Annotated in this window: 21 protein-coding genes and 1 pseudogene; 13 read left to right on the top strand and 9 right to left on the bottom strand. The window is 66.9% G+C overall.

Annotation, left to right across the window (positions count from 1 at the left end; all coding sequences use genetic code 11):
- Positions 1-178 precede the first annotated feature (178 nt).
- On the top strand, positions 179-1,138 hold the full coding sequence (locus H8R17_RS29785; protein ID WP_187826329.1) for an IS481 family transposase: 960 nt from the start codon (positions 179-181) through the stop codon (positions 1,136-1,138).
- Here the strand turns inward: H8R17_RS29785 and H8R17_RS29780 are convergent.
- From H8R17_RS29780 to H8R17_RS29750, 7 genes are all read right to left on the bottom strand, one after another.
- On the bottom strand, positions 1,135-1,782 hold the full coding sequence (locus tag H8R17_RS29780; protein WP_187826328.1) for a hypothetical protein: 648 nt from the start codon (positions 1,780-1,782) through the stop codon (positions 1,135-1,137). The genes H8R17_RS29785 and H8R17_RS29780 overlap by 4 nt on opposite strands.
- Entirely contained in the window at positions 1,779-2,435 is a 657-nt protein-coding gene (locus H8R17_RS29775) for a hypothetical protein (RefSeq protein ID WP_187826327.1), read from the bottom strand. The genes H8R17_RS29780 and H8R17_RS29775 overlap by 4 nt, the downstream gene beginning before the upstream one ends.
- Complete coding sequence (locus H8R17_RS29770) at positions 2,428-2,751, bottom strand: hypothetical protein (protein ID WP_187826326.1); 324 nt, start codon at positions 2,749-2,751, stop codon at positions 2,428-2,430. The genes H8R17_RS29775 and H8R17_RS29770 overlap by 8 nt, the downstream gene beginning before the upstream one ends.
- Before the next feature lie 250 nt (positions 2,752-3,001).
- Positions 3,002-4,282, bottom strand: a complete 1,281-nt coding sequence (locus H8R17_RS29765) for a putative T7SS-secreted protein (RefSeq protein WP_399477453.1) — start codon at positions 4,280-4,282, stop codon at positions 3,002-3,004.
- Positions 4,283-4,338: 56 nt separating this feature from the next.
- Entirely contained in the window at positions 4,339-4,638 is a 300-nt protein-coding gene (locus H8R17_RS29760; RefSeq protein ID WP_187826324.1) for a hypothetical protein, read from the bottom strand.
- Between the two features lie 22 nt (positions 4,639-4,660).
- A complete protein-coding gene (locus tag H8R17_RS29755) occupies positions 4,661-5,719 on the bottom strand; it encodes a hypothetical protein (protein ID WP_399477452.1) in 1,059 nt (352 codons plus the stop codon).
- A complete protein-coding gene (locus H8R17_RS29750) occupies positions 5,707-6,363 on the bottom strand; it encodes a hypothetical protein (RefSeq protein ID WP_187826323.1) in 657 nt (218 codons plus the stop codon). Before H8R17_RS29750 ends, H8R17_RS29755 begins: the two co-directional genes overlap by 13 nt.
- Before the next feature lie 219 nt (positions 6,364-6,582).
- Between H8R17_RS29750 and H8R17_RS29745 the strand changes: the two genes are divergently transcribed.
- The 6 genes from H8R17_RS29745 to H8R17_RS29725 all read left to right on the top strand — a co-directional run bounded on the left by H8R17_RS29745 (position 6,583) and on the right by H8R17_RS29725 (position 15,126).
- Positions 6,583-6,807, top strand: a complete 225-nt coding sequence (locus tag H8R17_RS29745; protein WP_187826322.1) for a helix-turn-helix domain-containing protein — start codon at positions 6,583-6,585, stop codon at positions 6,805-6,807.
- Positions 6,808-7,310: 503 nt separating this feature from the next.
- The gene (locus tag H8R17_RS47515) at positions 7,311-7,496 is read left to right on the top strand and encodes a hypothetical protein (RefSeq protein WP_262505605.1); all 186 of its coding nucleotides are present in this window, start codon (positions 7,311-7,313) and stop codon (positions 7,494-7,496) included.
- A 210-nt stretch (positions 7,497-7,706) separates the two neighbouring features.
- Positions 7,707-8,171: a hypothetical protein gene (locus tag H8R17_RS47510; protein ID WP_316959561.1), complete on the top strand. Its 465-nt coding sequence runs from the start codon at positions 7,707-7,709 to the stop codon at positions 8,169-8,171.
- A 333-nt stretch (positions 8,172-8,504) separates the two neighbouring features.
- Positions 8,505-12,092 carry a DEAD/DEAH box helicase family protein gene (locus H8R17_RS29735; protein ID WP_187826321.1) on the top strand — a complete coding sequence of 1,196 codons (3,588 nt, stop codon included), beginning with the start codon at positions 8,505-8,507 and terminating at the stop codon, positions 12,090-12,092.
- Positions 12,089-13,576 carry a restriction endonuclease subunit S gene (locus H8R17_RS29730; RefSeq protein WP_187826320.1) on the top strand — a complete coding sequence of 496 codons (1,488 nt, stop codon included), beginning with the start codon at positions 12,089-12,091 and terminating at the stop codon, positions 13,574-13,576. Before H8R17_RS29735 ends, H8R17_RS29730 begins: the two co-directional genes overlap by 4 nt.
- A complete protein-coding gene (locus H8R17_RS29725; protein ID WP_187826319.1) occupies positions 13,573-15,126 on the top strand; it encodes an N-6 DNA methylase in 1,554 nt (517 codons plus the stop codon). The genes H8R17_RS29730 and H8R17_RS29725 overlap by 4 nt, the downstream gene beginning before the upstream one ends.
- A gap of 189 nt (positions 15,127-15,315) precedes the next feature.
- On the opposite strand, the gene H8R17_RS29720 is transcribed toward H8R17_RS29725, so the two are convergent.
- Positions 15,316-15,921, bottom strand: a complete 606-nt coding sequence (locus tag H8R17_RS29720; protein ID WP_187826318.1) for a hypothetical protein — start codon at positions 15,919-15,921, stop codon at positions 15,316-15,318.
- A 145-nt stretch (positions 15,922-16,066) separates the two neighbouring features.
- Between H8R17_RS29720 and H8R17_RS29715 the strand changes: the two genes are divergently transcribed.
- Both H8R17_RS29715 and H8R17_RS29710 read left to right on the top strand, forming a co-directional pair.
- A complete protein-coding gene (locus tag H8R17_RS29715; protein ID WP_187826317.1) occupies positions 16,067-16,525 on the top strand; it encodes a hypothetical protein in 459 nt (152 codons plus the stop codon).
- Positions 16,526-16,760: 235 nt separating this feature from the next.
- Positions 16,761-17,594: a trypsin-like serine protease gene (locus H8R17_RS29710; RefSeq protein ID WP_187826316.1), complete on the top strand. Its 834-nt coding sequence runs from the start codon at positions 16,761-16,763 to the stop codon at positions 17,592-17,594.
- Positions 17,595-17,691: 97 nt separating this feature from the next.
- Here the strand turns inward: H8R17_RS29710 and H8R17_RS29705 are convergent, their stop codons facing one another.
- A complete protein-coding gene (locus H8R17_RS29705; RefSeq protein WP_187826315.1) occupies positions 17,692-17,919 on the bottom strand; it encodes a hypothetical protein in 228 nt (75 codons plus the stop codon).
- A 440-nt stretch (positions 17,920-18,359) separates the two neighbouring features.
- Here H8R17_RS29705 and H8R17_RS29700 point away from each other — a divergent pair, with 440 nt between their 5' ends.
- The 4 genes and pseudogenes from H8R17_RS29700 (at position 18,360) to H8R17_RS29685 (ending at position 23,183) form a co-directional block, all read left to right on the top strand.
- Positions 18,360-20,483, top strand: a complete 2,124-nt coding sequence (locus H8R17_RS29700) for a type IIA DNA topoisomerase subunit B (protein WP_187826314.1) — start codon at positions 18,360-18,362, stop codon at positions 20,481-20,483.
- A gap of 345 nt (positions 20,484-20,828) precedes the next feature.
- A complete protein-coding gene (locus H8R17_RS29695; RefSeq protein ID WP_187826313.1) occupies positions 20,829-21,353 on the top strand; it encodes a DUF1453 domain-containing protein in 525 nt (174 codons plus the stop codon).
- Entirely contained in the window at positions 21,350-22,501 is a 1,152-nt protein-coding gene (locus H8R17_RS29690) for a histidine kinase (RefSeq protein WP_187826312.1), read from the top strand. Before H8R17_RS29695 ends, H8R17_RS29690 begins: the two co-directional genes overlap by 4 nt.
- Positions 22,498-23,183 (top strand): annotated as a pseudogene (locus tag H8R17_RS29685) (response regulator). Before H8R17_RS29690 ends, H8R17_RS29685 begins: the two are co-directional and overlap by 4 nt.
- Positions 23,184-23,215 lie beyond the last annotated feature (32 nt).

Here is a 23,215-nt window from a genome sequence, read left to right as displayed (position 1 = left end):
TCCCCATGGGGAATTACGTGACCGCGGGGGTGGGGAATTACGTGACGCGGAACCCGCTCCACCTGGGGAATTTCGTGATCGCTCACAGGCGACACGCCCTGAGTGGTCCTTGAAAGGGGTGAGGGCCCCTGGGTTCGGTGTGGATTGCGACATCTACCCGACTGCCAGGAGGCCCTCGTTGTCCCACCGTAACGCCCCGCTGACGCCGACCGGCAGGCTGCGTCTGGCCCGGTGTGTCGTCGACGACGGCTGGCCCGTGCGGCGGGCAGCGGAACGTTTCCAGGTCAGCCACACCACCGCCGCTCGCTGGGCGGGCCGCTACCGCCACCACGGAGCCGACGGCATGCACGACCGCTCCAGCCGACCCCACCGTTCACCACGACAGACCCCGGCCGGCATCGAGGCGGACGTGGTGCGGCTGCGGCACGAGCATGGCATCGGACCGCTGCGGCTTGCTGCCCGAGCCCGGATTGCTGCCTCCACGGCCCATCGCATCCTCAAGCGGCATGGCCTGCCGCCCCTGGCCACGCTGGACCGGGCCACCAAAGAACCCGTCCGCCGCTACGAACGCGCCCGACCCGGCGAACTGGTCCACATCGATGTCAAGAAACTCGGCCGCATCCCCGACGGCGGCGGCCACAAAGTCCTCGGCCGGGCCGCCGGCCGCCAGAACCAGGCCCGCACCGGGCGCGGTTACCTGTACCTGCACACCGCCCTGGACGACCACTCCCGCCTGGCCTACACCGAAGACTTGCCCGACGAAACAGCCGCCACCTGTGCAGCCTTCCTCAAGCGGGCCACCGCCTGGTTCGCCGCCCAGGACGTCACCATCGAACGGGTCCTGACCGACAACGCCTGGGCCTACACCAAGAACACCTGGCGCAATACCTGCCACGACCTGGGCATCAGCCCGCGCTTCACCCGGCCCTGGCGGCCGCAGACCAACGGCAAGGTCGAACGCTTCCACCGCACCCTGCTCGAGGAATGGGTCTACCACCGGCCCTACACCTCAGAAGCCGAACGACAGGCAGCGTTTCCCGACTGGCTGGACTGGTACAACTACCACCGACCCCACACCGGAATCAGCGGCAACACCCCCGCCAGCCGCGTCACCAACCTGTCCGGACAACACATCTAGTCCTCCGGGTCCACGTCCCAGATACGGATCTGGATCTTGTGCGCCAGTTTCTCGATGTCCTTCGCAGCCTGGATGACCTGACCGACGTCGTCTGTGGCGGTCCACAGGACCGTATCCGTATCGATCTCACCGTCGTGCCAGGCGTACCTCAGCCAGGCCAGCACCTCCGGGGCGTCGTCCTGGCGTACGTACCGCAGTGCGCGCACGCCCTCCCCGAGATTCTCCGTGTGGAACGTCTCGACGACCGGAGGCTCGACTGCATCCGGATCATCTGCCTGTACCAGGGCACGCAGTGCCGCCTCGCGTTCGCCTTCCTCTTCTGCTTCTGCAGGCCGCACTGCGGCGAAGACAGGCAGGGGCGTACTCGTTGGCGAGGCGATATGCAGCAGAGCCCGTGTGTCGAACCGTTCCGGGGCGAACGCGTCCGCGCAGCGCCGCAGCGTGCCCGCGAGAAACGGGATCCCGGACTCGCCCGGGTCCTGGGCGTGTGACCGCCACAACAACTCGGCGCACTCGCTCGCCCAGGAGTCGATGTCGCTCCATGACTCCTCATCCCAACGGGGTGGAATTTCGAGCCACAGGCTCGCGTCGTAGTCGATGACGAGATCGAACTCGTGCTCCAGATCCACCCAGTTCTCCGTCATGCCCAGCTCCATCGGAAGGTCGCCATCAACGCATCGAACCATTCGACGAGCGCGTCGGCCAGGTCGTCTCTCGGGTCTCCGGCCCCGATGGTGGAGAAGGCAGCCACGAACCACCGGCTGGGATCGCCGGGCACGGACACCAGGTAATCCACTCTGCGACTGGCCATTTCAGCTCCGCGGCCAGGATCGGCGGGCATGACGCGTTCCTGCCGCACCGCGAGGGCACCGTCGATCTCTCCGCTGCTCAGATCCAACTCCGTGCCATTGCTCCGGGAGATCAAGCGTGCCGCGACCTCGGCCGGATCGGAAACCGCTACGGCGGAGGCATTGGGAGCGGAGTGTGAGGGCAGCCGAGCCTCCGAGACGACGATCGATGCGCCGAGGTTCATCTCGCCCGACAGCCGCATCGGCAGGTAGATCTCCAGCGCTTTGGCCTTCCGAGCGTCCGCGATGGCGGCACGGAGTCTGCGTTCCATCTCAAGCCGGAGCGGTGTCAGCTTGTCGCGCGGTATGTCACCGGGTGCGCGCCGGAATGCATCGGTGGCAATTCTGTGCACGATTTCTTCTGTTTTGCCTTGGCGCAGCGGAATCTGCACCCAGTCCGAAGGGAGGAGCAGACGGTAACCGGTGGGTGGGGAGGTGACCTCAGCCATGGTCGGCGCTCTGCTTGTTCGTGTACCAGATGCCGACGAATACCGAAACGCTGAAGATCACCGCAGGCCAGAGCTGCCAGCGGCCGTCGAGCAGGGCAAAGGGCAGGGCGTAAACGAGATAGAAGCCGCTGAAGAACCGCAGGTGCGACTCCAGCTGAAACACCCTCCCTCGCAGAGCCGGATCCCGGAATCGGAGCCACACCAGCAGAGGGGTGAGAGCAGCCGCGCTCCACTCCCAGGTCGGAAGCGGCAGAAGCGCCTCGCCCTGGATCCTCCTCGTGGCCATAGACAGAGCAACCCGCACGAACGCCAGCATGCAGATTGCCAGTAGCGTGTATCGGTATCGGTCACCGCGCAGCTCCTCGCGAGATTCAGCTTGGGAGGAGCCGACCTGTGAGGTGTGTGAGGTGCCATGAGCCGCGTCCTGGGCGGCCCGCGCCGAGCGGATCCCTTTGGAAGAAATGCGCGGGGAGCGCTGACCTGGGCTCCGTACGCGTCCTTGGCGCACCTTGCGCGGTCGGCGTTGCGGTGCCGCGTCTGATTCGTCCGTCACCAGCTTGTTTCCCTCACCATTGGGAACCGACAGGCGCGGAGAGCCGCGCCTTCGTGCGATCGTATTCGTCGGACGTCCATGGCAGCTCGCCCGCCAGCTTGTCGCCGGCATCGAGGCCGGTGCCCACGATCCACGATCCCTGGTAGGCGCTGAGGTGCTTGCCGGCGGCGGCCGCGCTTTCGTTCAGCGCCGCGCTGGTGGGGAACTGATCGCGCCAGAGCCGGATGTCCTTCACCTGCTTGATGATTGCCTTGTCGCCGAACACGCTGGCCGACTCCCGCAAGGTGGGCTGGGGCAGCTCAGCCTGCTTCACCTGGCGGGCAGCACTCTTGGCCTTCTGGAAGTCGGCGGTCCTGTGGAGGCGGCCAGCCTTGCCTCCTGCACGTCGCGCGGCAGCACTCGCGCGCTGTGCTTCCTGCCTGGCCTGCTTCTTGGCAAGGCCCTCCGCGACTTCGCGAGCACCCTTCTGCAGCCCTTTGATTGCCTTGGCGGCTTTGATTCCGTTTCTCGCCATTTTCAGTGCGCCGATGTCCATGAGAACGTCGAACCACGACCCATTTCCGGTTAGGGCCTGGGTCAAATGGATCAAGGCGACCGCCCCAGTCAGCGCCAGAGCCACGACACCGAAAGCCGGGAAGAAAATCGCCAGAACGGAGAGGCCCGTCGCGATCCAGCTCAACGCCTCGGCCAGCCCGTCAAGCCAGTCGGCATCGCCTACCCACGCTTTGAAGTCGTTCCACAGACTGTCTTCCATGTCGTCGTCGATCGACGACCGGATCTTGCCCGTGTAGTGATCCGCGCGCTCGTCGTAGAAGGACACCGCCGAGTTCAGCTTCCGGCGTGCCTCCTCCAGATCTTCCTCGGCCCGTTTGACGGCAGGGTCCTCGGACGCCCCACCCTTGTCGGGGTCCTTCTTCGTGCCGCCCTTCGTGTCGTCCGGCTTGTGGGCGTCGATGATCCGCCGGGCATCCTGGGCGTCCCGCAGAGCCCGATCGGCCTTCTTCTGGGCGGTCTCCATGTCGTCCGCCCAGCCGTCGAGGTGCCCCTTGACTTCCCGGTAACGGTCCTCGGCGAGGTCGAGCCGCTTGGACAGGCCGCGGGCCTTCTCGCCGATCTTGTCCGCGTACTTCCCCTTCAGGCCATCGCTGTCGGCGATCGCCTGCATGGCTGCCGCTTGATCACGGAGCTTCTTGGCGATCTTCTTCATGTGCGTGACCTCGTCGCGGATCCCGTCCGGGTCACCAGGAACAGGATCCGCTTCGGCGAGCGGAGACCAGTCAGCCGACCGTGCCATGCAAGATTCCCCCGTGCGGAGTAACGAGCGCCGTCGGTCGGTCGGCGCCCAAGTCGCTACTTCTTCTTCCCTTTGGTGGCGTTGGCCAGATCGTCGTCGAGGCCCTTGAAGGCGTCACGCGTCGTCTCGACCATCTCTCCGACCTCCTCGATCTCCTTGATCAGGCGCTTGCGGTTCTTGTCCCAGTTGTCCACGAAGTCGCCCATGGCCTTCTGGACGCGGGGGTCACCGACGACGGCCCTGACGTCCTTCTTCCACTCACCCAGACCGTTGAACTCATCGCGGATATCGCGTAGTTGCTTCGCGCTCGTGGACAGCAGGTGGAAGTCGACCTGGAGATCCGACTCCTTCGACATGCTCACTCCCCGTGCTTCCCGGTCAGCGGTTGACGGCCTGGATCTCCTGGACCACGACGTCCTGATCAGCGCCGAACGTGCCGTTCGGAAGGTCGCCGCCCTGCCCCGTCGTGCTGGTCCAGTTGATCTTCCAGGTGATGGTCGCCTGCAGCTTAAACGAACCGTCGCCCGAGGAGCGCAGGTACTTCACGCCGCACGGCGGGGTCTCGTCGGCCTTGCCCTTCGCATAGGGTTCGCCGATCTGGCCATCACGGATCTCGCACTCACCGGAGGCGGGGTATGTGACGGCGTCGTCCGTGCCGGGCGCGATCTTCAACGAGACCGGTTCGGCAGTGGTGGTCGCGCTGAGACCGAGCAGCGGGACCGACGCAGTGACGGAGACCGGCTTGAACTGTGCGGTATTCAGCCACGCCCAGGTCGGCAGGTTCACCTTCGTGGCGTTCTGCGGAGCGAGTTCGACCTTGGTCGACGGGACGCGGATCTCGGCATAGGCGAGCTGGGCGAGCATCTCGGGATTGATCGCCTGAGGGATATTGGCCGGCGGTGCGTCACCCTCGTCGACCCAGAAGGGCATTTCGTCACAGTCCTGGGCTGCCGGGTCAGCCTCGCGCCCTGGAGTGGTGTACGCGTCCCACCAGGAGCCCTTGCCCGCCTTGTCCTTGTTGAAGTCCTTGTAGGGCTCGCCCTTGAGGAAGTACTTCTTGGTTTTCAGGTTCCACTCGGGGCTGGGCGCGCTGCTTCCCCACACCTGTTGCATCTGCGCCTCAAGCTCCTTGGGCGTGTGCTTCGGCGCGTAGTAGCAAGCGGGAGGAGTCCAGGACGTCGTCGAGGTGACAGCGCCAGCCGAGTTGCCGCTGCCGTTCTTCGAGCGGTCGAAGACGATCACACCGGAGACGGCTGAGGAGAGCTTGGCGCCATCGGCTCCGGCCGAGGCATCGGTGTCCCTGCTCGGTCCGTCACCGTACGACCCGCCACGGCCTCTATCTCGTTCTGCCACCGCAGCGGGCGCCAGGGACAACAGCAACGCTCCCGCAGTTGCTCCAACAACGGCACATTTTAGAGGCTTCGTCACGGCTGGCACGCTGCGGCTCCGCGAGTCGAAGTGATCTTGGTGAGTTCCCAGATGCCGTCCTTGTTCAGACGCATCTGTCCGGTGTAGGCGACGTAGCTGTCCTTGGACGCCTTGGTTCCCTTGAGCTTGCTGGTCTTGATGACCTTGTCGTAGCCCTTGGTCTCGTCTGCGCAGTAGCCGATCGTTGCAGAATCCCTCGACTTCACCTGCACATTCCGGTCGAAGTAGCGCACGGTTCCGGTGATGGTCAGGCCGTCGTCCACATACCCCTTGACCCACTCGTGCGCAGCCGCAGCGGCCTCGCCCTCCGTATAGAAGCCCAGAGCCGGCAGTTTCGGGTCGCCAGCGACGATGGCGGCGTCCATGGCGCGAATCATCTCTGCGTTGTCGCGCAGCACTGCGTCCTTCACCGGGTCACCGGTCCCCTCGGGGGTGAAGGTGTCCTTGACGTCCGACGGGAGCTTGATCTCGGGGCGTCCGGCCGAGTCCGGCGGGCTGGCGCTCGGCGACGCGGACTTCTCGTTGCCCACGTCGGCTCCCGCAATCTTGTCATTGCCCTTGGAGTTGTCGTCACCGCTCCCGCAGGCGGACAGCGACAGGGCCGCTACAAAGGTCAGCGCAGCGGCTGCGAGCAAGGTGGGGCGGCCGTTCACGAATGACTCCCGGTGGGGCGAGGGTTCTCATGAGCTTGCCAACGGTATCGAGGGGACTTGGGTGGCACCAGTTGGGTTTACGTCAAGCCCGGCCATCCAACCGGACAAATCCCCGCAGAAGCTACCGCGAGCGAAAGGGCCGCATGGTCACTGTTTCGTAACGCAACGAAGTCTGTGAACATGGCCGTACCGGTCGAACACGAGCCCCAGGAGCCCCGGATGGCACACATCCCGTACCCGAACAACGGCAGGTACGTCCTCGGAGCTGAGCGCGAGAGGTACGCGAAGATCGCCGCCGAGCGATATGCCGCCGGCGCCACCATCCAGGACATCGCTGACGAACTGGGGCGCAGCCGCAGCTTCGTGAACGGACTGCTGCATCGTGACACCGACATCGAGGTTCGGCCGCGCAGTGTGCCCAGGCGGACAGCCTCCGATTCCTGATGCCGCTATCGCCACCCGTCACGTACGTCGGGTGGCAGGTGCGCGAACGCACCCAGCCCAGCTGAACATTTCGCGATTCGGCCACTTCGAGATCGGGGGGTGTCCGGGACCTCTGAGTCCACCCCGGACACCCTCCCGGAACCTATCCGACCCTGGCGCCGGCATGTGGGGGTGTCACCTGCCGCGGTGCATGCGCTGTCGGTTCGCAGGTCGGTTCGCAGGTCGGTCGCTCGTTTCGGTGAGCAGAATCCTTGAGCAACACGACAGACCGCGGTGCTGAGGGTCATGTTGGGTGTGCCGCACCCCACGGCGTGATCAGGTATTGTACCGCGCTGGACTTGGGCGACGACCGCGTGACCCATAACGTTCCCCTGGACGCCGACGAGGTGATCGAGGGTGTCGTCGATCATCTGCATGTCAGCTATGACGAACGCGCGGTACTTTGACTGACGTCCGCAGGCGACGAGGAGAGCATCACCGCCGTCGGCAAGGCGCTCTTCGGCGTGAAGCCGGGGGAGAGCCTGCGTCTGCATGCGGCGCCGATCATCATCGCCAGCCAGTTTCAGCGGATAGGCAACCACGTCGTCTTCATCATCGGCGACGTAACGGTCAAGATCGGTGACTCGTCGGGACGCTCCTCGGAGCGACCGCCCCTCACCGACGAGGTCATCGCCCGTCGCCCAACCTGAGCGGCTACCAGCAGCAGGTCACGCCGTTCATCAACTTCGAGCGTGCCGACCTGCGCTTCAACGGCGAGTGGCTGAACAAGGCCACCCGTCGGGGTCCTCGCTCGGGTGTCTCCATGTCGCTCCAGCGCGAAGACTTCCGACCCTACTCGCCGAAGGACACGGGCTGTCCGTGGCCGAGTTCGTCAACTCCGTCGTCTGGCGTGGGACTCAGTGGCCATCGACGCCGATGTCGAACTCGGCGGCGTGGACCAGCTGCTGAACCACCAGATGTGCCGCAAGGTCATGGAGATTTCGGACCAGGCCCCCGAGGTCGTCATCACCACCCCGCTCATGAAGGGCACCGACGGCACGGGCACCAAGATGAGCAAGAGCAAGGGCAACTACGTGGGCCTGACGGCGTCGCCCGACGACGTCTACGGCCGGATCATGTCCATCCCGGACCACCTGACCGAGCCGTACCTCCAGTTGCTGACCGAGTGGACGGATGCCGAGATCCCCGCGGTCACCGAGCGCCGGGAGGTGGGGAACCGCGCACCTGATGGCGGTCAAGCGCATCCTCGTCGGCGAGGTGGTGGCCGCTCTCCACGGACTGGACGCCGCCCGCAGCAGCCCGCGCGGAGTTCACTGCGCGAGCCTCCAAGCGCTCCTTCGGGGGTACCCAGAGCCTGCCCGTAGCCTCCCTGAAGGATCACGCCGAGGACACGCTTGGGGCGCTGATCAGCGGCACGCTGGACTTCGTTCCCAGCATCTCCGCAGAGCTGCGGCTGGGAGGCCAGGGATCCGGTGACACGGCTGAGCGAGTGGAGGCCGGGGGGTGACGGTCGACCACGTGAGGGCCGACGGAGCCCGCTCCGCCCCTCTGACGCTTGCCCCGATGAGTCTTCTTCCAGGGACGCCCCGGACCCGTCGAACACGTTATTGGCCAAAGTCCTTGCCATTGCCAGCTGTTCATGTCATTCTACGAGGCTTTGCACACGACATAACGACCAGCACTCTGGGGGAAAACGCATGGTGACGGAGGCGGTTGGCCCGTCCGGTGGGGACGACGAGCAGGTCGCGCGGTTGGCCGCCGGCTCGGCCAACTTCGGCCACCTGCTTCAGTACGAGCCTTTACTGGTGACACTCGGCTGTGCGGCGGAGTCGTATGTCCACACCGATCCGCACGCGGCCATGGTGAAGGCTCGTCTTTACGGCGAGATCATGGCCAAACACCTGGTCACCCTGGTCAACGTCACCGTTCCTGGCAACAAACAGGTCGACCGCATCAATGCCCTGACCCGGGCGGACGTCCTTGTCCCCCAGGTACGTGCGTGGTTCGAGGCAATCCGCACGACGGGCAACCGGGCGGTCCACGAGTACTACGCCAACGTGCGCGCCGCCCTCCAGGCGGTGGAGACGTGCTTCCGCCTTGGTGACTGGTTGCACCGCTCTCTCGACCAGTCCGACACTACGCACCGCGTCTTCCTGGCGCCCGCGCCCCCGTCCGCTGCACCCGTCCCCGAGACGGTTGCTGACGCACAGGAGTTGGAGCAGCTCCGCAGCGAACTCAACGCCTACCGCCGGAAACTGGAGGAGGCCCGACTCCGGTACGACGGCAAGCAGAGCCGGCTGGAGCGCGAGCTGGCCGCTCGTGCGCAGGCTGAGGCGGAACTGGCCCGCGCCGAGGCCGAACGTGCTGCTCTGCACGAGGTTATCTCCGAGTTGAGCGACAAGATCACCGAGCTGACCGCCCCAGCACTGGAAACGCGTAGCAGTGCCCGACCGCTGGGCGGGGCTTCACAGCGCGACGAATTCATCGCCTATGCGCAGAAGGCGGCCCGCCCGCCGATGAGCGAGGCACAGGTCCGTGCCGAGCTGGACCGCATCCTGGAGAAGGCGGGCTGGGCCGTCCAGGACGACAGCGCCAAAAACCTCTTCGCGGGCCGGGGCGTCGCCGTGAGGGAGGTCTCCACCGCCGTCGGTCGCGCCGATTACCTCCTCTACGTCGACCAGCGCCTGGTGGGAGTCATAGAGGCCAAGCGGGAGGGAGCCGACCTGGAGGCCGCCATGCAGCAGGCCGCGCGCTACGCCACCGGGCTCACCCGCAGCCAGCAGCTCAGCGCCTGGCGCGCCAGCCTGCCCTTCCGGTACGTGGCCGACGGCAACACAGTCCGCTTCCACAACGCACTCGACCCCTCCCCGCGTACGCGTGAGGTCTTCGCCGTGCACCGCCCGGAGACGATCGCCCGCTGGATCGACGAGGCCGAGGCCGACCCCACGGCGCCGACCCTGCGTGCCCGGATGCGCCGACTGCCCCAGACTTTCCTCGACCCGGATCCGCTGCGCCCGGCCCAGGAGAAGGCGATCAACGGCCTGGAGCGCTCCCTGGCAAAGGACGACCCGCGCGCCCTGATTCAGATGGCGACCGGCGCCGGCAAGACGTACACGGTGGTCAGTGAGAGCTACCGGCTGCTTAAGCACGCGGAAGCCAAGCGCGTGCTCTTCCTCGTGGATCGCAACAACCTGGGCAGCCAGGCCGCCACCGAGTTCGAGAACTTCGACACCCCGGACGACGGTCGCAAGTTCACCGAGCTGTACGTCGTCCAGCGCCTTGCGGGCGACACCGTCCTCGGCTCCGCGCATGTCGTGGTGTCCACAGTGCAGCGGCTGTGGCTCGCGCTGACGGGCCAGGCTGTGCCGAGCGCGGACGACAACAACGAGGCACTCGACCGGTACGACCTCGTCGACGAGCCGGTGGAGGTTGGCTACAACCCGGCCCTGCCTCCGGAGTCCTTCGATCTGATCGTCGTCGACGAGTGCCACCGCTCTATCTATGGCAAGTGGCGTGCGGTCCTGGAGTACTTCGACGCCCACCTGGTCGGCCTGACCGCTACTCCGGTCATGCAGACCTTCGGGTTCTTCTTCCAAAACCTGGTCAGCGAGTACCCGTACGAGCAGGCCGTCGCCGACGGCGTGAACGTCGACTTCGACGTCTTCCGTATTCGTACGGAGCTGGGTGAGAGCGGCGGAACGATTCCTGCCGAGACGGTCGTGCCGATGCGGGAGCGGAAGACCCGGCGGGAGCGGTACCAGGAGTTGGAGGAGGATCTGGAGTGGAAGGCGTCCCAGCTGGGGCGTCAGGTCATCAGCAAGGGCCAGCTGAAGCTCGTACTCGAGACCTTCCGCAAGCACCTGTTCACGGACATCTTCCCGCCGGTGGGGGAGGGGGAGGTCCAGCGGTCGCGTACGCATGTGCCCAAGACGTTGATTTTCGCCGTGGACGACAACCACGCCGACGAGATCGTCCAGATGGTGCGGCAGGTCTTCGGCGAGAGCGACGACTTCTGCCGGAAGATCACGCATGCGGCGAAGCGGCCTGCCGAACTCATCAAGGCGTTCCGTAACAGCCCCGAGCTGCGTATCGCGGTGACCGTGGACATGATCGCCACGGGGACGGACATCCCGCCGCTGGAGTGCGTGTTCTTCCTGCGGGACGTCAAGAGCTGGGCGTACTTCGAGCAGATGAAGGGCCGGGGTTCGCGGACGGTGGACCCGGCGGAGTTCCAGGCGGTCACGCCCGACGCCGAGGTCAAGGAGCGGTTCGTTATCGTCGACGCGGTCGGCGTCACGGACTCGCCTCGCGTGGACGCACGCCCGCTCAACCGTGTCTCCGAGCGGAAGATTCCGCTCGAGCGGCTGATGGCCAAGACGGCCGGTCTGGCGATGACGGAGGACGAGGTCGCTACACTCGCGGGTCGCCTGGCGCGCCTTGACCGGCAGCTCACTCCGGAGGAGCGCGAGGAGGTCGAGGAACTCGCCGGCCAGCCGCTCCAGGAGATCGTCGGCGGTCTGGTCCGGTCCGTCGACCCCGACCAGCAGGAGCGGGCCCGACGGATCGGCGGCCAGGGGCAGGTCCGTCAAGACATGCTGGAGGCCCTGAAGCCGATCGCTTCGAACCGTGAGTTGCGAGACCGACTGATGTCGATGCGCCGCGCCCACGACATTGTCATAGACGAGGTGAGCGTGGACGAGGTGAAGGAGGCGCGCGGCATCACGGCGGACGAGCTGGCGATTCGGCGTGTGTCCTCCTGGCAGCAGTACCTGAAGGACCATCGGGACGAGGTCGCCGCGTTCACCATCGCGTTCAGCGAGCGGCGGGATCCAAAAGAGGTCTACCGACGCCTTCGGGATCTGGCGCGGAAGATCGAGCGTCCTCCGTTCCAGTGGACTCCGGCGCGGCTGTACGACGCGTACGTGCAGCTGGGCAAGGCGGCTCGGCATCCACGGGGAGCGGCAGGCGTCGTCGATCTGATCGGCTTGCTGCGGTTCGAGCTGGGGCTCGATGAGGAGGTACGGCCGTACCGGGCGCTGGTGGAGGAACGGTACGCGGCGTGGCGGGCCCGGCAAGACCAGGCGGGGGCGGCGTTCACGGCGGATCAGGTGTGGTGGCTGGACCGGATGGTGGACGTGATAGCGACGGATGCGGCGATCGAGCCCGAGCACTTGAAGGACGTACCCTTCATCGAGCGCGGGGGCGTGGACGGGTTCCTGAGGGAATTCGGGGCCGATCGGGGGGCCGATATTTTGGATGAGCTGGGACGGGAGTTGGGTGCGTGAGTGGGTTGCCTAGCGGATGGGTGCGGGTCCGCCTCGACGAGATCGCCGAGGTGCAGGGAGGTATCCAAAAGCAGCAGAAGCGGCGCCCGGTTGACAACAAGTTCCCCTTTCTTCGGGTCGCGAATGTCGCCAGCGGGTCCCTTGATCTCCGAGATGTGCATGAAATCGAACTATTCGGAGGTGAGCTAGAGAGGTTCGTACTCCGCCCCGGTGATCTGCTTGTTGTGGAGGGGAACGGCAGTGTTTCCCAGCTCGGGCGGGCCGCTCGATGGAATGGTGAGATCGAGAACTGTGTGCACCAGAATCACTTGATCCGGGTACGGCCAGGTCCCGCGATTTCGACTCGATTCCTGGAGTTGCTGTGGAACTCGCCTGTGGTCTCAGAGCAACTGCGGAGTGTGGCGGCTTCGACCAGTGGGTTGCATACGCTGAGCACTGCGAAGCTGAAGAGGGTATGCATTTCGCTGCCTCCGTTGGAGGAGCAGCGGCGCATCGTTGCTGCGCTGGAAGAGCAACTATCGCGGCTCGATGCAGCACAAGGCAACGCGGCGGACATGCGCAGGAAGTTGCTGGCGTACAAAGCGAGTCGCGAACGTGAAATCGTGCCTTCACCGAGCCCTGATGTCGCGGAAAAGGTACTCCCGAAGGAATGGCGGATGGTGGGACTGGGTGATATTTCGCACTCATCTGGTTACGGTACGTCCACCAAGTGCGGCTATGACGGTACTGGCAGTCCGGTGTTGCGTATTCCGAACATCCAAAGTGGCTCCATCGATGCTGCTGACCTCAAGTATGCGTTGGACTCAGACCTCGACCTACAGGGCTACAAGGTAAGAGCTGGCGACTTGCTCGTTGTCCGCACGAATGGGAGTAGAGACCTGATCGGGCGAGTAGCGGTCTCGCAGCAGGATACTGACTATGCGTTCGCGTCTTACTTGATCCGCTTCAGGATCAATACGGATATCTCTTCCCCTACTTGGGTGGCCAAGGTTCTCTCTACTCGTTCGTGGCGGCGACTCATTGAGGCGGCAGCTGCGTCGACCGCGGGACAGTACAACCTGAACCTGAAGAAGTTGGCCTCGCTGCCGATTCCATTGCCTCCGCTCCAGCAACAGCATTCACTGGCCGCTGCACTGGATGAGATCGATGAATCAGTGCGGCGTCTTACTAGCGCCGTCGACGATGCTTCGCTGAAGGGAGACGCTCTCCGCCGCTCCCTCCTCGTCGAAGCCTTCGCTGGCCGACTCGTCCCACAAAACCCCGCCGATGATCCCGCCGACGCCCTACTTGACCGCATCCGCGCCGAGCGTGAGGCGGCCGAAGCAACCAAGCCCCGGCGCCGAAGCCCCCGCCGGACGCCCGCGCAACGTAAGCGCACGCCGGACACCGCACAGGCACCGGACGCGCCTCCGCCACCCCCGGCCGACGCTCCAGCCCTCGCCACCGCCACTCAGCCCACCCTCGACATGGAGATCCCCTCGTGACCACGACCGAGGCCCGTCGGCTCGTCGACAAGCTCTGGAGTTACTGCCACGTCCTACGCGACGACGGCGTCTCCACCATCGACTACGTCGAGCAGTTGACGCTTCTTGTGTTCCTGAAGATGGCGCACGAGGCGCAGTCCCGCCCGCCCACGTTCCGCGAGCAGATCATGCCCGAGGGATCGGTCTGGGAGGGCCGTGGTTGGCCCGAGTTGCTGAACAACGACGGCGCCGCGCTCGAAGCCGCGTACACCGAGCTGCTCGAGGACCTCGGAAACCAGCTCAAGGCCACCACCTTCCATCTGATCTTCAATGGGGCCAGGAACCGAATCCACGACCCTGCCAAGCTCAAGCGCCTGGTCAAGGACCTGATCGACAAGGAGAACTGGTCGGGTCAGAAGACCGACATCAAGGGCGACGCCTACGAGGAGCTGCTATCCCGGGGCGCGGAGGACATCAAGTCGGGTGCAGGGCAGTACTTCACCCCGCGCTCGTTGATCCAGGCGATCATCGACTGCGTCCGTCCGACCCCGGACGACACGATCACCGACCCCGCCTGCGGAACCGGCGGCTTCCTTCTGGCCGCCGCCGAGTACATCCTTCACGAGTACGGCAAGCAGCTCACCCCCGATCAGCGCGCGCACCTCAGTAGCGGCGGCATCTGGGGCACCGAGCTGGTCAGGAACACCGCCCGTCTCGCCGCGATGAACCTCTTCCTGCACGGCATCGGTCAGCCCACCGGACCCGCACTGGTTCGCACCAAGGACGCCCTCGCCGCCCCGCCTGACAAGCGGGCGAGCCTGGTCCTGGCCAATCCGCCCTTCGGTAAGAAGTCGTCCATCACCGTCTACGGCGAGGACGGCTCTGCCGCTCGCGAGGCGATCGCCTATGAGCGGCGCGACTTCTGGGTCACCACGACCAACAAGCAGCTGAACTTCGTCCAGCACATCGCCTCGCTGCTCGAAATCCACGGCCGGGCGGCGGTCGTCGTCCCCGACAACGTGCTCTTCGAGGGCGGCGCGGGCGAGACCATCCGGCGGCGCCTGCTGAACGAGTACGACGTCCACACGCTGCTGCGCCTGCCCACCGGCATCTTCTACGCGGGTGGGGTCAAGGCCAACGTGCTGTTCTTCGAACGCAAGCCGGCCCGCCCCAACAACCCCTGGACCGAGAAGCTGTGGGTCTACGACTTCCGTACGGCCCAGCACTTCACCCTCAAGCAGAACCCCCTCACACGGGCCCACCTCGAAGACTTCGTGCAGTGCTACCGCCCTGAGGAGGACCGCTCCAAGCGCGTGGAGACGGAACGCTTCAAGGCTTATTCGTACGAGGAATTGATCGCCCGCGACAAGGCGAATCTCGACATCACCTGGCTCCGCGACCCGAGCCTCGACGACGCGGACAACCTGCCCGCGCCTGAGATCTTGGCCGCCGAGATCGTCGAGGACCTTCAAGCCGCCTTGGAGGAGTTCGCGGCGATCGCGGAGACGCTGCAGCAGGCCCGGGGCGAGGGGGAGAGCGCTGCAGCGGAGGAAGCGCACGTCGCGGACTGAGCGGCACATGCGGCCCGGTATGCGTGAAGTCGGGTACGCGGCCCGCTGGACAGAGATCCTGGCCGTTGAGTAGGGCGGCCCTTCCCTGCCTCCGGTGGTGGCGGGCGCCATGGTCGCCGCCGCTGCGGGACGCTCGTGCGCCGGACGTGCAGCCGGTGCGGGTTCGTCCTGTGGAGCTGAGCCCTTCTACTACCTGATGACGATGTTGAAGTGTGCATTGCCAGCGTCGTCCTCGAACTGCAGCGTGCCGGAGTTGTTGGGGACTCCGAGTACCTCCGTTGCCTTGACATGCTCGCCGGGGCGCGGTTCGGGCGTGCTGGAGAAGGGGTCGTACGGGATCAGCTTGGGATCCTCGGGTCCGATCACGAAGACAGGACTGACGGCTTCCCTGTTGGTACCGGACCAGCGTGGGCTTTCCAGCCAGGAGGTGTTCCACTCGGTCGTGCCGGTCGAGCTGAGGTTCTTGACCTGCATGGTGTAGACGACGTACTGCTGTCCGGCATCTGCCTTCGCGTCGCCGATCGCAGTGGCGTTGTGGACGGCCAGCAGGGTGATCTCAGCAGGCCCGTCCTCGGTCGTGACGGTGATGATCTGCCCGGCCTTCAGCTCGCGCGCCTCCGACGGTGTCGGCTTAGGCGGAGGTGTGGGCGACGGGGACGCCGGTGGCGGCGACACCCCCTCCACCCCGGTCAGCGTCGGCGTCGGGGCGACTTCATCGTCGTCACCGCAGGCGGTAGCGCCGAGAACGAGGCCGGTTGTTGCCAGTGCAGCTATTAGGCAGTTCCGGATGTTCATGTTTCCTGACAGTACGCCTGCTATGTCCCTTCACCTGCTCTACTGGCCGGTATTGATTCGTCGGCGGCTAGGACCTTGGCCGTCGCCATCGACCTCGTGCGGGACCGCGCTCGCGCCGGGGACCGTTGAAATGAGACGCGGCCCCGTGAGGGCAGCCCTGCATGCCGAGAGCGTCGACCGCGGAGCAGTGGGGTGTAACGTCGAAAACGCACTCATATCGGAGCTGCCTGCCTCGCACGTCGAGAAGGTTCTGCTGATGACTGGCACCCCGCCTTCGCAGCCCCCGCAGTGGGGGCCTCGCCCCGAGGGTCCGTCGCCTCCCGCCTCGGGTGCGAAGATGAAGAGGCCCCGAAGGATCTTCCTCTGGATCTTCCTTTTGGTGCAGTTGCTGTTCGTGATCTGGATCATCACGGGCGTTAACGCGGCCAGCGACGACCCCTCATGTGAGGGTCTGACCGGCGAAGACCTCCGGATCTGTGAGGAGGCCGGGGACGTTGGTACTGCGCTCGGTGTTGGCCTCATCATCGCGCTATGGGCCGCCGTGGACATCATCCTCGGCATTACCTACGGCATCTATCGGCTCAGCCGGAGGCCGCGATCGTGATAAATCCAGGATATTTCAAGGCGCACGCTCCTCATCGACCTGCGTTTATGCAGGTCAAGCACAGCGCTCACCCATCCATACTGCGCGACTACCTCGACTAGGTCGCGGCCCGTACGACGGACAAGGCCCGGTTCCCTCGCAGGGAGCCGGGCCTTCGTGCTGTCCCACGGATGCGGGACGCGCTGAGCTGGATCACTCTGGGTGTCCCATGATCACCTCAGAGTGAGGAGTGCGCATGCGAGGTCGCTTTGTCCGGGCGCTGGCCCGGCCGCTGGTGCTGGTGGCGGCGGCAGTTGCCCTACCAACGGCGTCCGCCGGCCCCGTGGCCGCCGACAGTGTCGTCGTCGGTGGTTTCCCGGTCGATGTGTCGGAAAGTCCGTGGACGGTGGCGCTGTCCAGCCGTGACCGGTTCGGCGGTACGCGCGCGGGGCAGTTCTGCGGGGGTGTGGCGGTCGGCCCGACCACCGTGCTTACCGCGGCCCACTGCATGGACGAGGAAGTCCTGGGCGCGCCGCCGGACCGGGTGCCGGACCTCCGGGTCATAGCGGGCCGCACGAACCTGCTCTCGGACCGGGGTGCCGAGGTTCCCGTGCGCAGTACCTGGGTGAACCCGGGCTACGACGACTACAGCAACTCGGGGGACTTCGCCGTGCTCACTCTCGCCGAACCCCTTCCCGCGGGCTCGGTCATCGGGATGGCCGCCGCCGGCGATCCCGCGTACGCGCCGGGTACGAGGGCCATGGTCTACGGCTGGGGCGACGCCACGGGTGCCGGTCAGTACCCGAACGGTCTGCGGGCGGCACGCGCGCGCGTGCTGCCCGACGCCAACTGCGCACGGGCGTATCCGGGCGGTGGTGAGGGGACGTACCGCGCCGCGAGCATGCTGTGCGCCGGGGAGGCGCGGGGCGGCCCGGACGCCTGTCAGGGGGACAGCGGCGGCCCGCTGGTCGCCCAGGGGCGGCTGATCGGGCTCGCGTCCTGGGGCAGCGGCTGCGGACGGCCGGGCAGTCCCGGCGTGTACACGCGCGTGGCCGAGATCCTGCGGACGCTGGGCTGGGCGCGGGCGTAGCTGCGCCGAGCGCACGAGCGGGGCGGCTGCCCTTGCCTCGGCAAGAGCAGCCGCCCTTTCACCGGCCTGTGCCGGGCTGGCTCGTCGGACGCGAGTGTCAGCGCTCTTCTTCGGAGGATGCCGGAGCGGAAGTCAGGCGCTCCGTCTCGTCCTGTATCTCAGCGGCGATCTTCTTGAGTTCCGGCTCGAACTTGCGACCATGGTGGGCGCAGAAGAGCAGTTCTCCGCCGCTCAGCAGGACGACGCGCAGGTAGGCCTGGGCGCCGCAGCGGTCGCATCGATCAGCGGCCGTCAGCGGGCTCGCGGAAGTCAGAACAGTAGTCACGTCGCCTCTTCTCTAGCTCGACGAGCTGTCGTACCAGGGTCAACATCCAACCAGCCTCAAAACGTTCCCGCTCGTGGCTTCTCCTTGAAAAATCTCTCGGAGGCGGCTGTCTGCTGCCGGTTTGGCGGCGAATGTGCCGTAGTGCGTGTCTGTGTGTCGTACGGGTTCGCGCTGTCGGTCAGTGTCTGGTCCTCCCGGCTGGTTGCCGGTTTGTTCATGAGGACGTGCCCGGAGCCTAAATGGTTCATGCCTCGAAGGGAACGTGATATGTACTTCACTCCATCGAGGGATCGAACAAGCATGCGACTCTGGACTAGTGTGACTTCAGAGGAGGGTGGCGTTACAACGGCTCTACCAGGCCTCGGTACCCTCTGAACGACGATGGAGCCGAGCCCTTACCCAGATGGGCCCCAGATGAAATTCAGCGAGGAGCGAACCGCGTGACCGCCGAGACGTCCGTGCCGTCCACTGCGCTGCTGGCAGGAGCAGACCGGGACGGGTCCAACTACACCGCGCGGCACCTGCTCGTCCTTGAGGGGCTCGAAGCCGTGCGTAAGCGCCCTGGCATGTACATCGGGTCGACCGACAGCCGCGGCCTGATGCACTGCCTGTGGGAGATCATCGACAACTCCGTGGACGAGGCCCTCGGCGGCTACTGCGACCACATCGAGGTGATCCTGCACGACGACGGCTCGGTCGAGGTCCGTGACAACGGCCGCGGCATCCCGGTCGACGTCGAGCCCAAGACCGGCCTCTCCGGCGTCGAGGTCGTCATGACCAAGCTGCACGCCGGCGGCAAGTTCGGCGGCGGCTCGTACGCCGCCTCCGGCGGTCTGCACGGCGTGGGCGCCTCCGTGGTGAACGCCCTCTCCGCCCGCCTCGACATCGAGGTGGACCGCGCGGGCCACACCCACGCCATCAGCTTCCGGCGCGGCGCCCCTGGTGCCTTCGCGGCCGCGGGGCCGGACGCCAAGTTCGAGGCGAAGAGCGGGCTGCGCAAGGCCAAGAAGATCCCGAAGAGCCGCAGCGGCACGCGCGTGCGGTACTGGGCCGACCGCCAGATCTTCCTCAAGGGCGCCAAGCTCAACCTGGAGACACTGCACCAGCGCGCCCGCCAGACCGCCTTCCTGGTGCCCGGACTGACCATCGTCGTCCGTGACGAGTTCGGCCTCGGCGACGGCGGCAGCAAGGGCGAGGAGTCCTTCCGCTACGACGGTGGCATCAGCGAGTTCTGCGAGTACCTGGCCACCGACAAGCCGGTCTGCGACGTACTCCGCCTCACGGGGCAGGGCACGTTCAAGGAGACCGTTCCCGTGCTGGACGACCGCGGTCACATGACCCCCACCGAGGTCGTGCGGGAACTCGGCGTCGACATCGCCCTGCGCTGGGGCACCGGCTACGACACGACAGTCAGGTCGTTCGTCAACATCATCGCCACCCCCAAGGGCGGCACCCACGTCGCCGGCTTCGAGCAGGCCGTCGCCAGGACGATGAACGAGGTGCTGCGGGCCAAGAAGCTGCTGCGCGTCGCCGAGGACGACATCGTCAAGGACGACGCCCTGGAGGGCCTCACCGCGGTCGTCACCGTCCGCCTCGCCGAGCCTCAGTTCGAGGGGCAGACCAAGGAGGTCCTCGGTACCTCGGCGGCCCGCCGCATCGTGAACCAGGTGGTCTCCAAGGAACTCAGGGCGTTCCTGACCTCCACCAAGCGCGACGCGGCCCAGCAGGCCCGGGTCGTCCTGGAGAAGGCCGTCGCCGCGGCCCGTACGCGCATCGCCGCCCGCCAGCACAAGGACGCGCAGCGCCGCAAGACGGCCCTGGAGTCCTCCTCCCTGCCCGCCAAGCTCGCCGACTGCCGCAGCGACGACGTCGACCGCAGCGAGCTGTTCATCGTCGAGGGCGACTCCGCGCTCGGTACGGCCAAGCTCGCCCGGAACTCCGAGTTCCAGGCGCTGCTGCCGATCCGCGGAAAGATCCTCAACGTCCAGAAGTCGTCCGTGACGGACATGCTGAAGAACGTCGAGTGCGGTGCGATCATCCAGGTCATAGGAGCCGGATCCGGGCGGACGTTCGACATCGACGCGGCCCGCTACGGCAAGATCATCATGATGACCGACGCCGACGTGGACGGCTCCCACATCCGCTGCCTGCTGCTGACCCTGTTCCAGCGCTACATGCGGCCCATGGTCGAGGCGGGCCGGGTGTTCGCCGCCGTGCCGCCGCTGCACCGCGTCGAGCTGATCCAGCCCAAGAAGGGCCAGGACAAGTACGTCTACACGTACTCGGACCGCGAGCTGCGCGACACACTCATGGAGTTCCAGACCAAGGGCATCCGCTACAAGGACTCCATCCAGCGCTACAAGGGTCTCGGCGAGATGGACGCCGACCAGCTGGCCGAGACGACCATGGACCCGCGCCACCGCACCCTGCGCCGGATCAACCTCGCCGACCTGGAGGCCGCCGAGCAGGTCTTCGATCTGCTGATGGGCAACGAGGTGGCTCCCCGCAAGGAGTTCATCTCCAGCTCGGCGGCGACGCTGGACCGGTCGCGTATCGACGCGTAGCCGCTGCGGGACGCTGCGCCGGGCTCGGACCGGGGCCTCACCGGGCCCCGGCCGAATCGGATTTCAGCGCCGGCCGACCGTGTCGATTTCGTTGTCGGGCGCCGGGCGGCCCGGTGAGGTGTCCTCGTCACGTCATCGGCGGCCGTGAGCGTTGTGCCGGTGCCGGTGCCGGTGCCGGAGTCGGAAAGGGCGGGTGTGTCCACCCGTGGGTGGAGTCCTCGCCCGGTCGGGTATCCACCCATGATCCACCCGGGCTCCGACCCCGCGACCTGGCGATTTCCGTAGCGTCGAAGGCGTCGGCGGCACTCGCTGCCGGCTCTCCCTTCCTCGCACACGGAGGCTGTGATGTCCGGGCTCGTTGACGCGTTGGTGATCGTGGCGGTTGCCGGCCTGGTGATCGTCCGGCAGTTCCGCCCAAACCGGATCGACGACGAGCGGCGCTGGTGGGTCCCGCCCGTGGTCCTGACCGTCGTCGCCCTCCGCGAGCCCGGCCTGCTCGACACGCATCACCTCACCGCGTCGGCCCTGCTGCTCGGCACCGAGGTGCTCGTGGGCCTGGCCATCGGAACCGGCTGGGCCTGGACCACCCGCATATGGGCGGCGGAGGACGGCACCGTGTGGAGCAGGAGCACCGGGGCGAGCGCCGCCGTGTGGATCGTCGGCATCGGCCTGCGCGCCGGTCTCTTCGCGCTCGGCGCGGCCATCGGCGTGCACCAGGACAGCTCCGCGCTGCTGCTCGCCCTCGCGGGCACGCTCCTGGTCCGCTCGGGCATCCTGGCCTGGCGCGCTCAGCTCCTGCGCCCGGCCGCGCCGACGGGCACGGCGTACGGGCACGGCGTGTACCGGCCCGCGCGAAGGGAGTCCGTGTGACAGAGCACACCTGGACGCGCTGGCCGTCCCGGGAGGCGCTCGGCCGCGAGGGGATCTCGGGCCCCCGTCGCCTGCTCGCCGCGGTCATCCGGACGCTCGTGCTCGGCATGCTGCTGTGGGGCGTCGTCAGCGACTCCCACGCGCGCGGCTGGGCCGCGGTCGGCGCGGCCGCGGGCATCCTCCTGGCCGGCTTCGTCGCATGGGCCTTCTTCCGCACCACGTACGCGCACAGACTGTGGCCGTCCCTGGCCCTCATCGCCGTACTCCTGGGCTGCGCAGCCGTGGCCCAGTTCACCAATCTGGGTGTCGCCGCACTCGTCCTGTGGTGCGGCTGTGCCATCTGCGCCCTGGAACGGCTGCCCATGGCGGCTGCCTTGCCCGTTGCGTCGGTGTCCCTCGCGTCGTACGCCGCAGTCAACGACGACCCTTGGCTGACCTCGGCGGTCACAACAGCGGGGCTCGCCCTCGCCGGATACGTCCTGCGGCTGGACGCCGAGGCGCGGGGCAGCGCCCAGCGGCTGCTCGCCCAGGAGCGCGCCGCGCGGGCGGCCGAGGCGGAGACGGCGGCGCTCGCGGAGCGGGGCCGGATCGCCCGGGAGATCCACGACGTGCTGGCGCACAGCCTCTCCGCGCAGCTCGTGCACCTGGAGGCGGCCCGGCTGCTGCTCGAACGGGATGCCGACCGGGACCAGATCCTCGACCGGGTCGTGGCGGCACGGGGCATGGCGCGCGACGGGCTCGCCGAGACCCGGCAGGCCCTGTCCGCGCTACGCGGGGAGCTGAGCCCGCTGGAGGACTTCCTCACCCGTGTCGCGGGTACGGCGCCCGGTGCCGAGGTCACCGTCACGGGTGAACGCAGACCCCTGCCGGCGGAGGCGTCGCAGGCCGTGCGCAGAGTCGCCCAGGAGGCCCTGACCAACGCCCGCAAGCACGCCCCGGGCGCCAAGGTCAGCGTGTTGCTGGACTACGGCCCGCACGAAGTGACGCTGGACGTAAGAGACTCGGGCGGCTCGCCGGGCGAGCTGAGCGGGTCCGGAGCCGGGTACGGTCTGCTGGGCATGCGGGAGCGTGCCGAACTGCTCGGCGGTTCGCTGGAGGCGGGGCCGGGCGAGGAGGGGTTCGTGGTGACGTTGAAGGTGCCGGTGTGACGGAGGAGGCCGAGAGGGAGACCGCGCGTGTGGTGGTCGCGGACGATCAGACCGTGGTCCGTGAGGGCATCGTGATGCTGCTGGGGCTGCTGCCCGGCATCGAGGTGGTGGGTGCGGCCGGGGACGGGCAGGAGGCGGTGCAGCTCGTCGCCGAACTTGCCCCGGACGTGGTGCTGATGGACCTGCGCATGCCCCGCTGCGACGGAGTGGAGGCGACCGCGCGGATCCGCGCCGAGCACCCGGCGACGCAGGTCGTGGTACTCACCACCTACGCGGACGACGACTCGCTGTTCCCGGCGCTGACAGCGGGGGCGCGCGGCTACCTCACCAAGGACGCGACCGGGGACGAGATCGTGCGAGCCGTGCACGACGTGCTGTCGGGCGACGCCGGGCTGTCGCCGAGCATCCAACGGCGGCTGCTGGAGCGCCTGTCGGAGCCCGGGCCGCCGAGACCGGCGGAGCCTGCCGGGCCGCCGGACGGGCTCACAGCGCGGGAGACCGAGGTGCTGGTGCTCATCGCCGAGGGACTAAGCAATCCGGAGATCGCCCGACGACTGCACGTCTCCACGGCGACGGTGAAGACCCACATCAACAACATCTTCACCAAGACGGGGCTCAAGGACCGTGCCCAGGCGGTGCGTTACGCGTTCGGGAAGGGATCGTGAGGCCACCAGCAGGTTAGTCACCTGATGGGGTGAACAGCGCGGGGAAGAA

The sequence above is a fragment of the Streptomyces sp. TRM68367 genome (genome assembly GCF_014495685.1).
GTDB lineage: Bacteria > Actinomycetota > Actinomycetes > Streptomycetales > Streptomycetaceae > Streptomyces.
Note: the sequence above shows the minus strand (reverse complement) of the source record. Positions and strands in the feature narration are given on the sequence as shown.

Excerpts from the sequence above, each read along its gene's own strand:
- H8R17_RS29775 (WP_187826327.1), bottom strand. The coding sequence starts at position 2,435 with ATGGCTGAGGTCACCTCCCCACCCACCGGTTACCGTCTGCTCCTCCCT.
- H8R17_RS29780 (WP_187826328.1), bottom strand. The coding sequence starts at position 1,782 with ATGACGGAGAACTGGGTGGATCTGGAGCACGAGTTCGATCTCGTCATC.
- H8R17_RS29765 (WP_399477453.1), bottom strand. The coding sequence starts at position 4,282 with ATGGCACGGTCGGCTGACTGGTCTCCGCTCGCCGAAGCGGATCCTGTT.
- H8R17_RS29770 (WP_187826326.1), bottom strand. The coding sequence starts at position 2,751 with ATGCTGGCGTTCGTGCGGGTTGCTCTGTCTATGGCCACGAGGAGGATC.
- H8R17_RS29710 (WP_187826316.1), top strand. The coding sequence starts at position 16,761 with ATGCGAGGTCGCTTTGTCCGGGCGCTGGCCCGGCCGCTGGTGCTGGTG.
- H8R17_RS29695 (WP_187826313.1), top strand. The coding sequence starts at position 20,829 with ATGTCCGGGCTCGTTGACGCGTTGGTGATCGTGGCGGTTGCCGGCCTG.
- H8R17_RS29745 (WP_187826322.1), top strand. The coding sequence starts at position 6,583 with ATGGCACACATCCCGTACCCGAACAACGGCAGGTACGTCCTCGGAGCT.
- H8R17_RS29735 (WP_187826321.1), top strand. The coding sequence starts at position 8,505 with ATGGTGACGGAGGCGGTTGGCCCGTCCGGTGGGGACGACGAGCAGGTC.
- H8R17_RS29760 (WP_187826324.1), bottom strand. The coding sequence starts at position 4,638 with ATGTCGAAGGAGTCGGATCTCCAGGTCGACTTCCACCTGCTGTCCACG.
- H8R17_RS29720 (WP_187826318.1), bottom strand. The coding sequence starts at position 15,921 with ATGAACATCCGGAACTGCCTAATAGCTGCACTGGCAACAACCGGCCTC.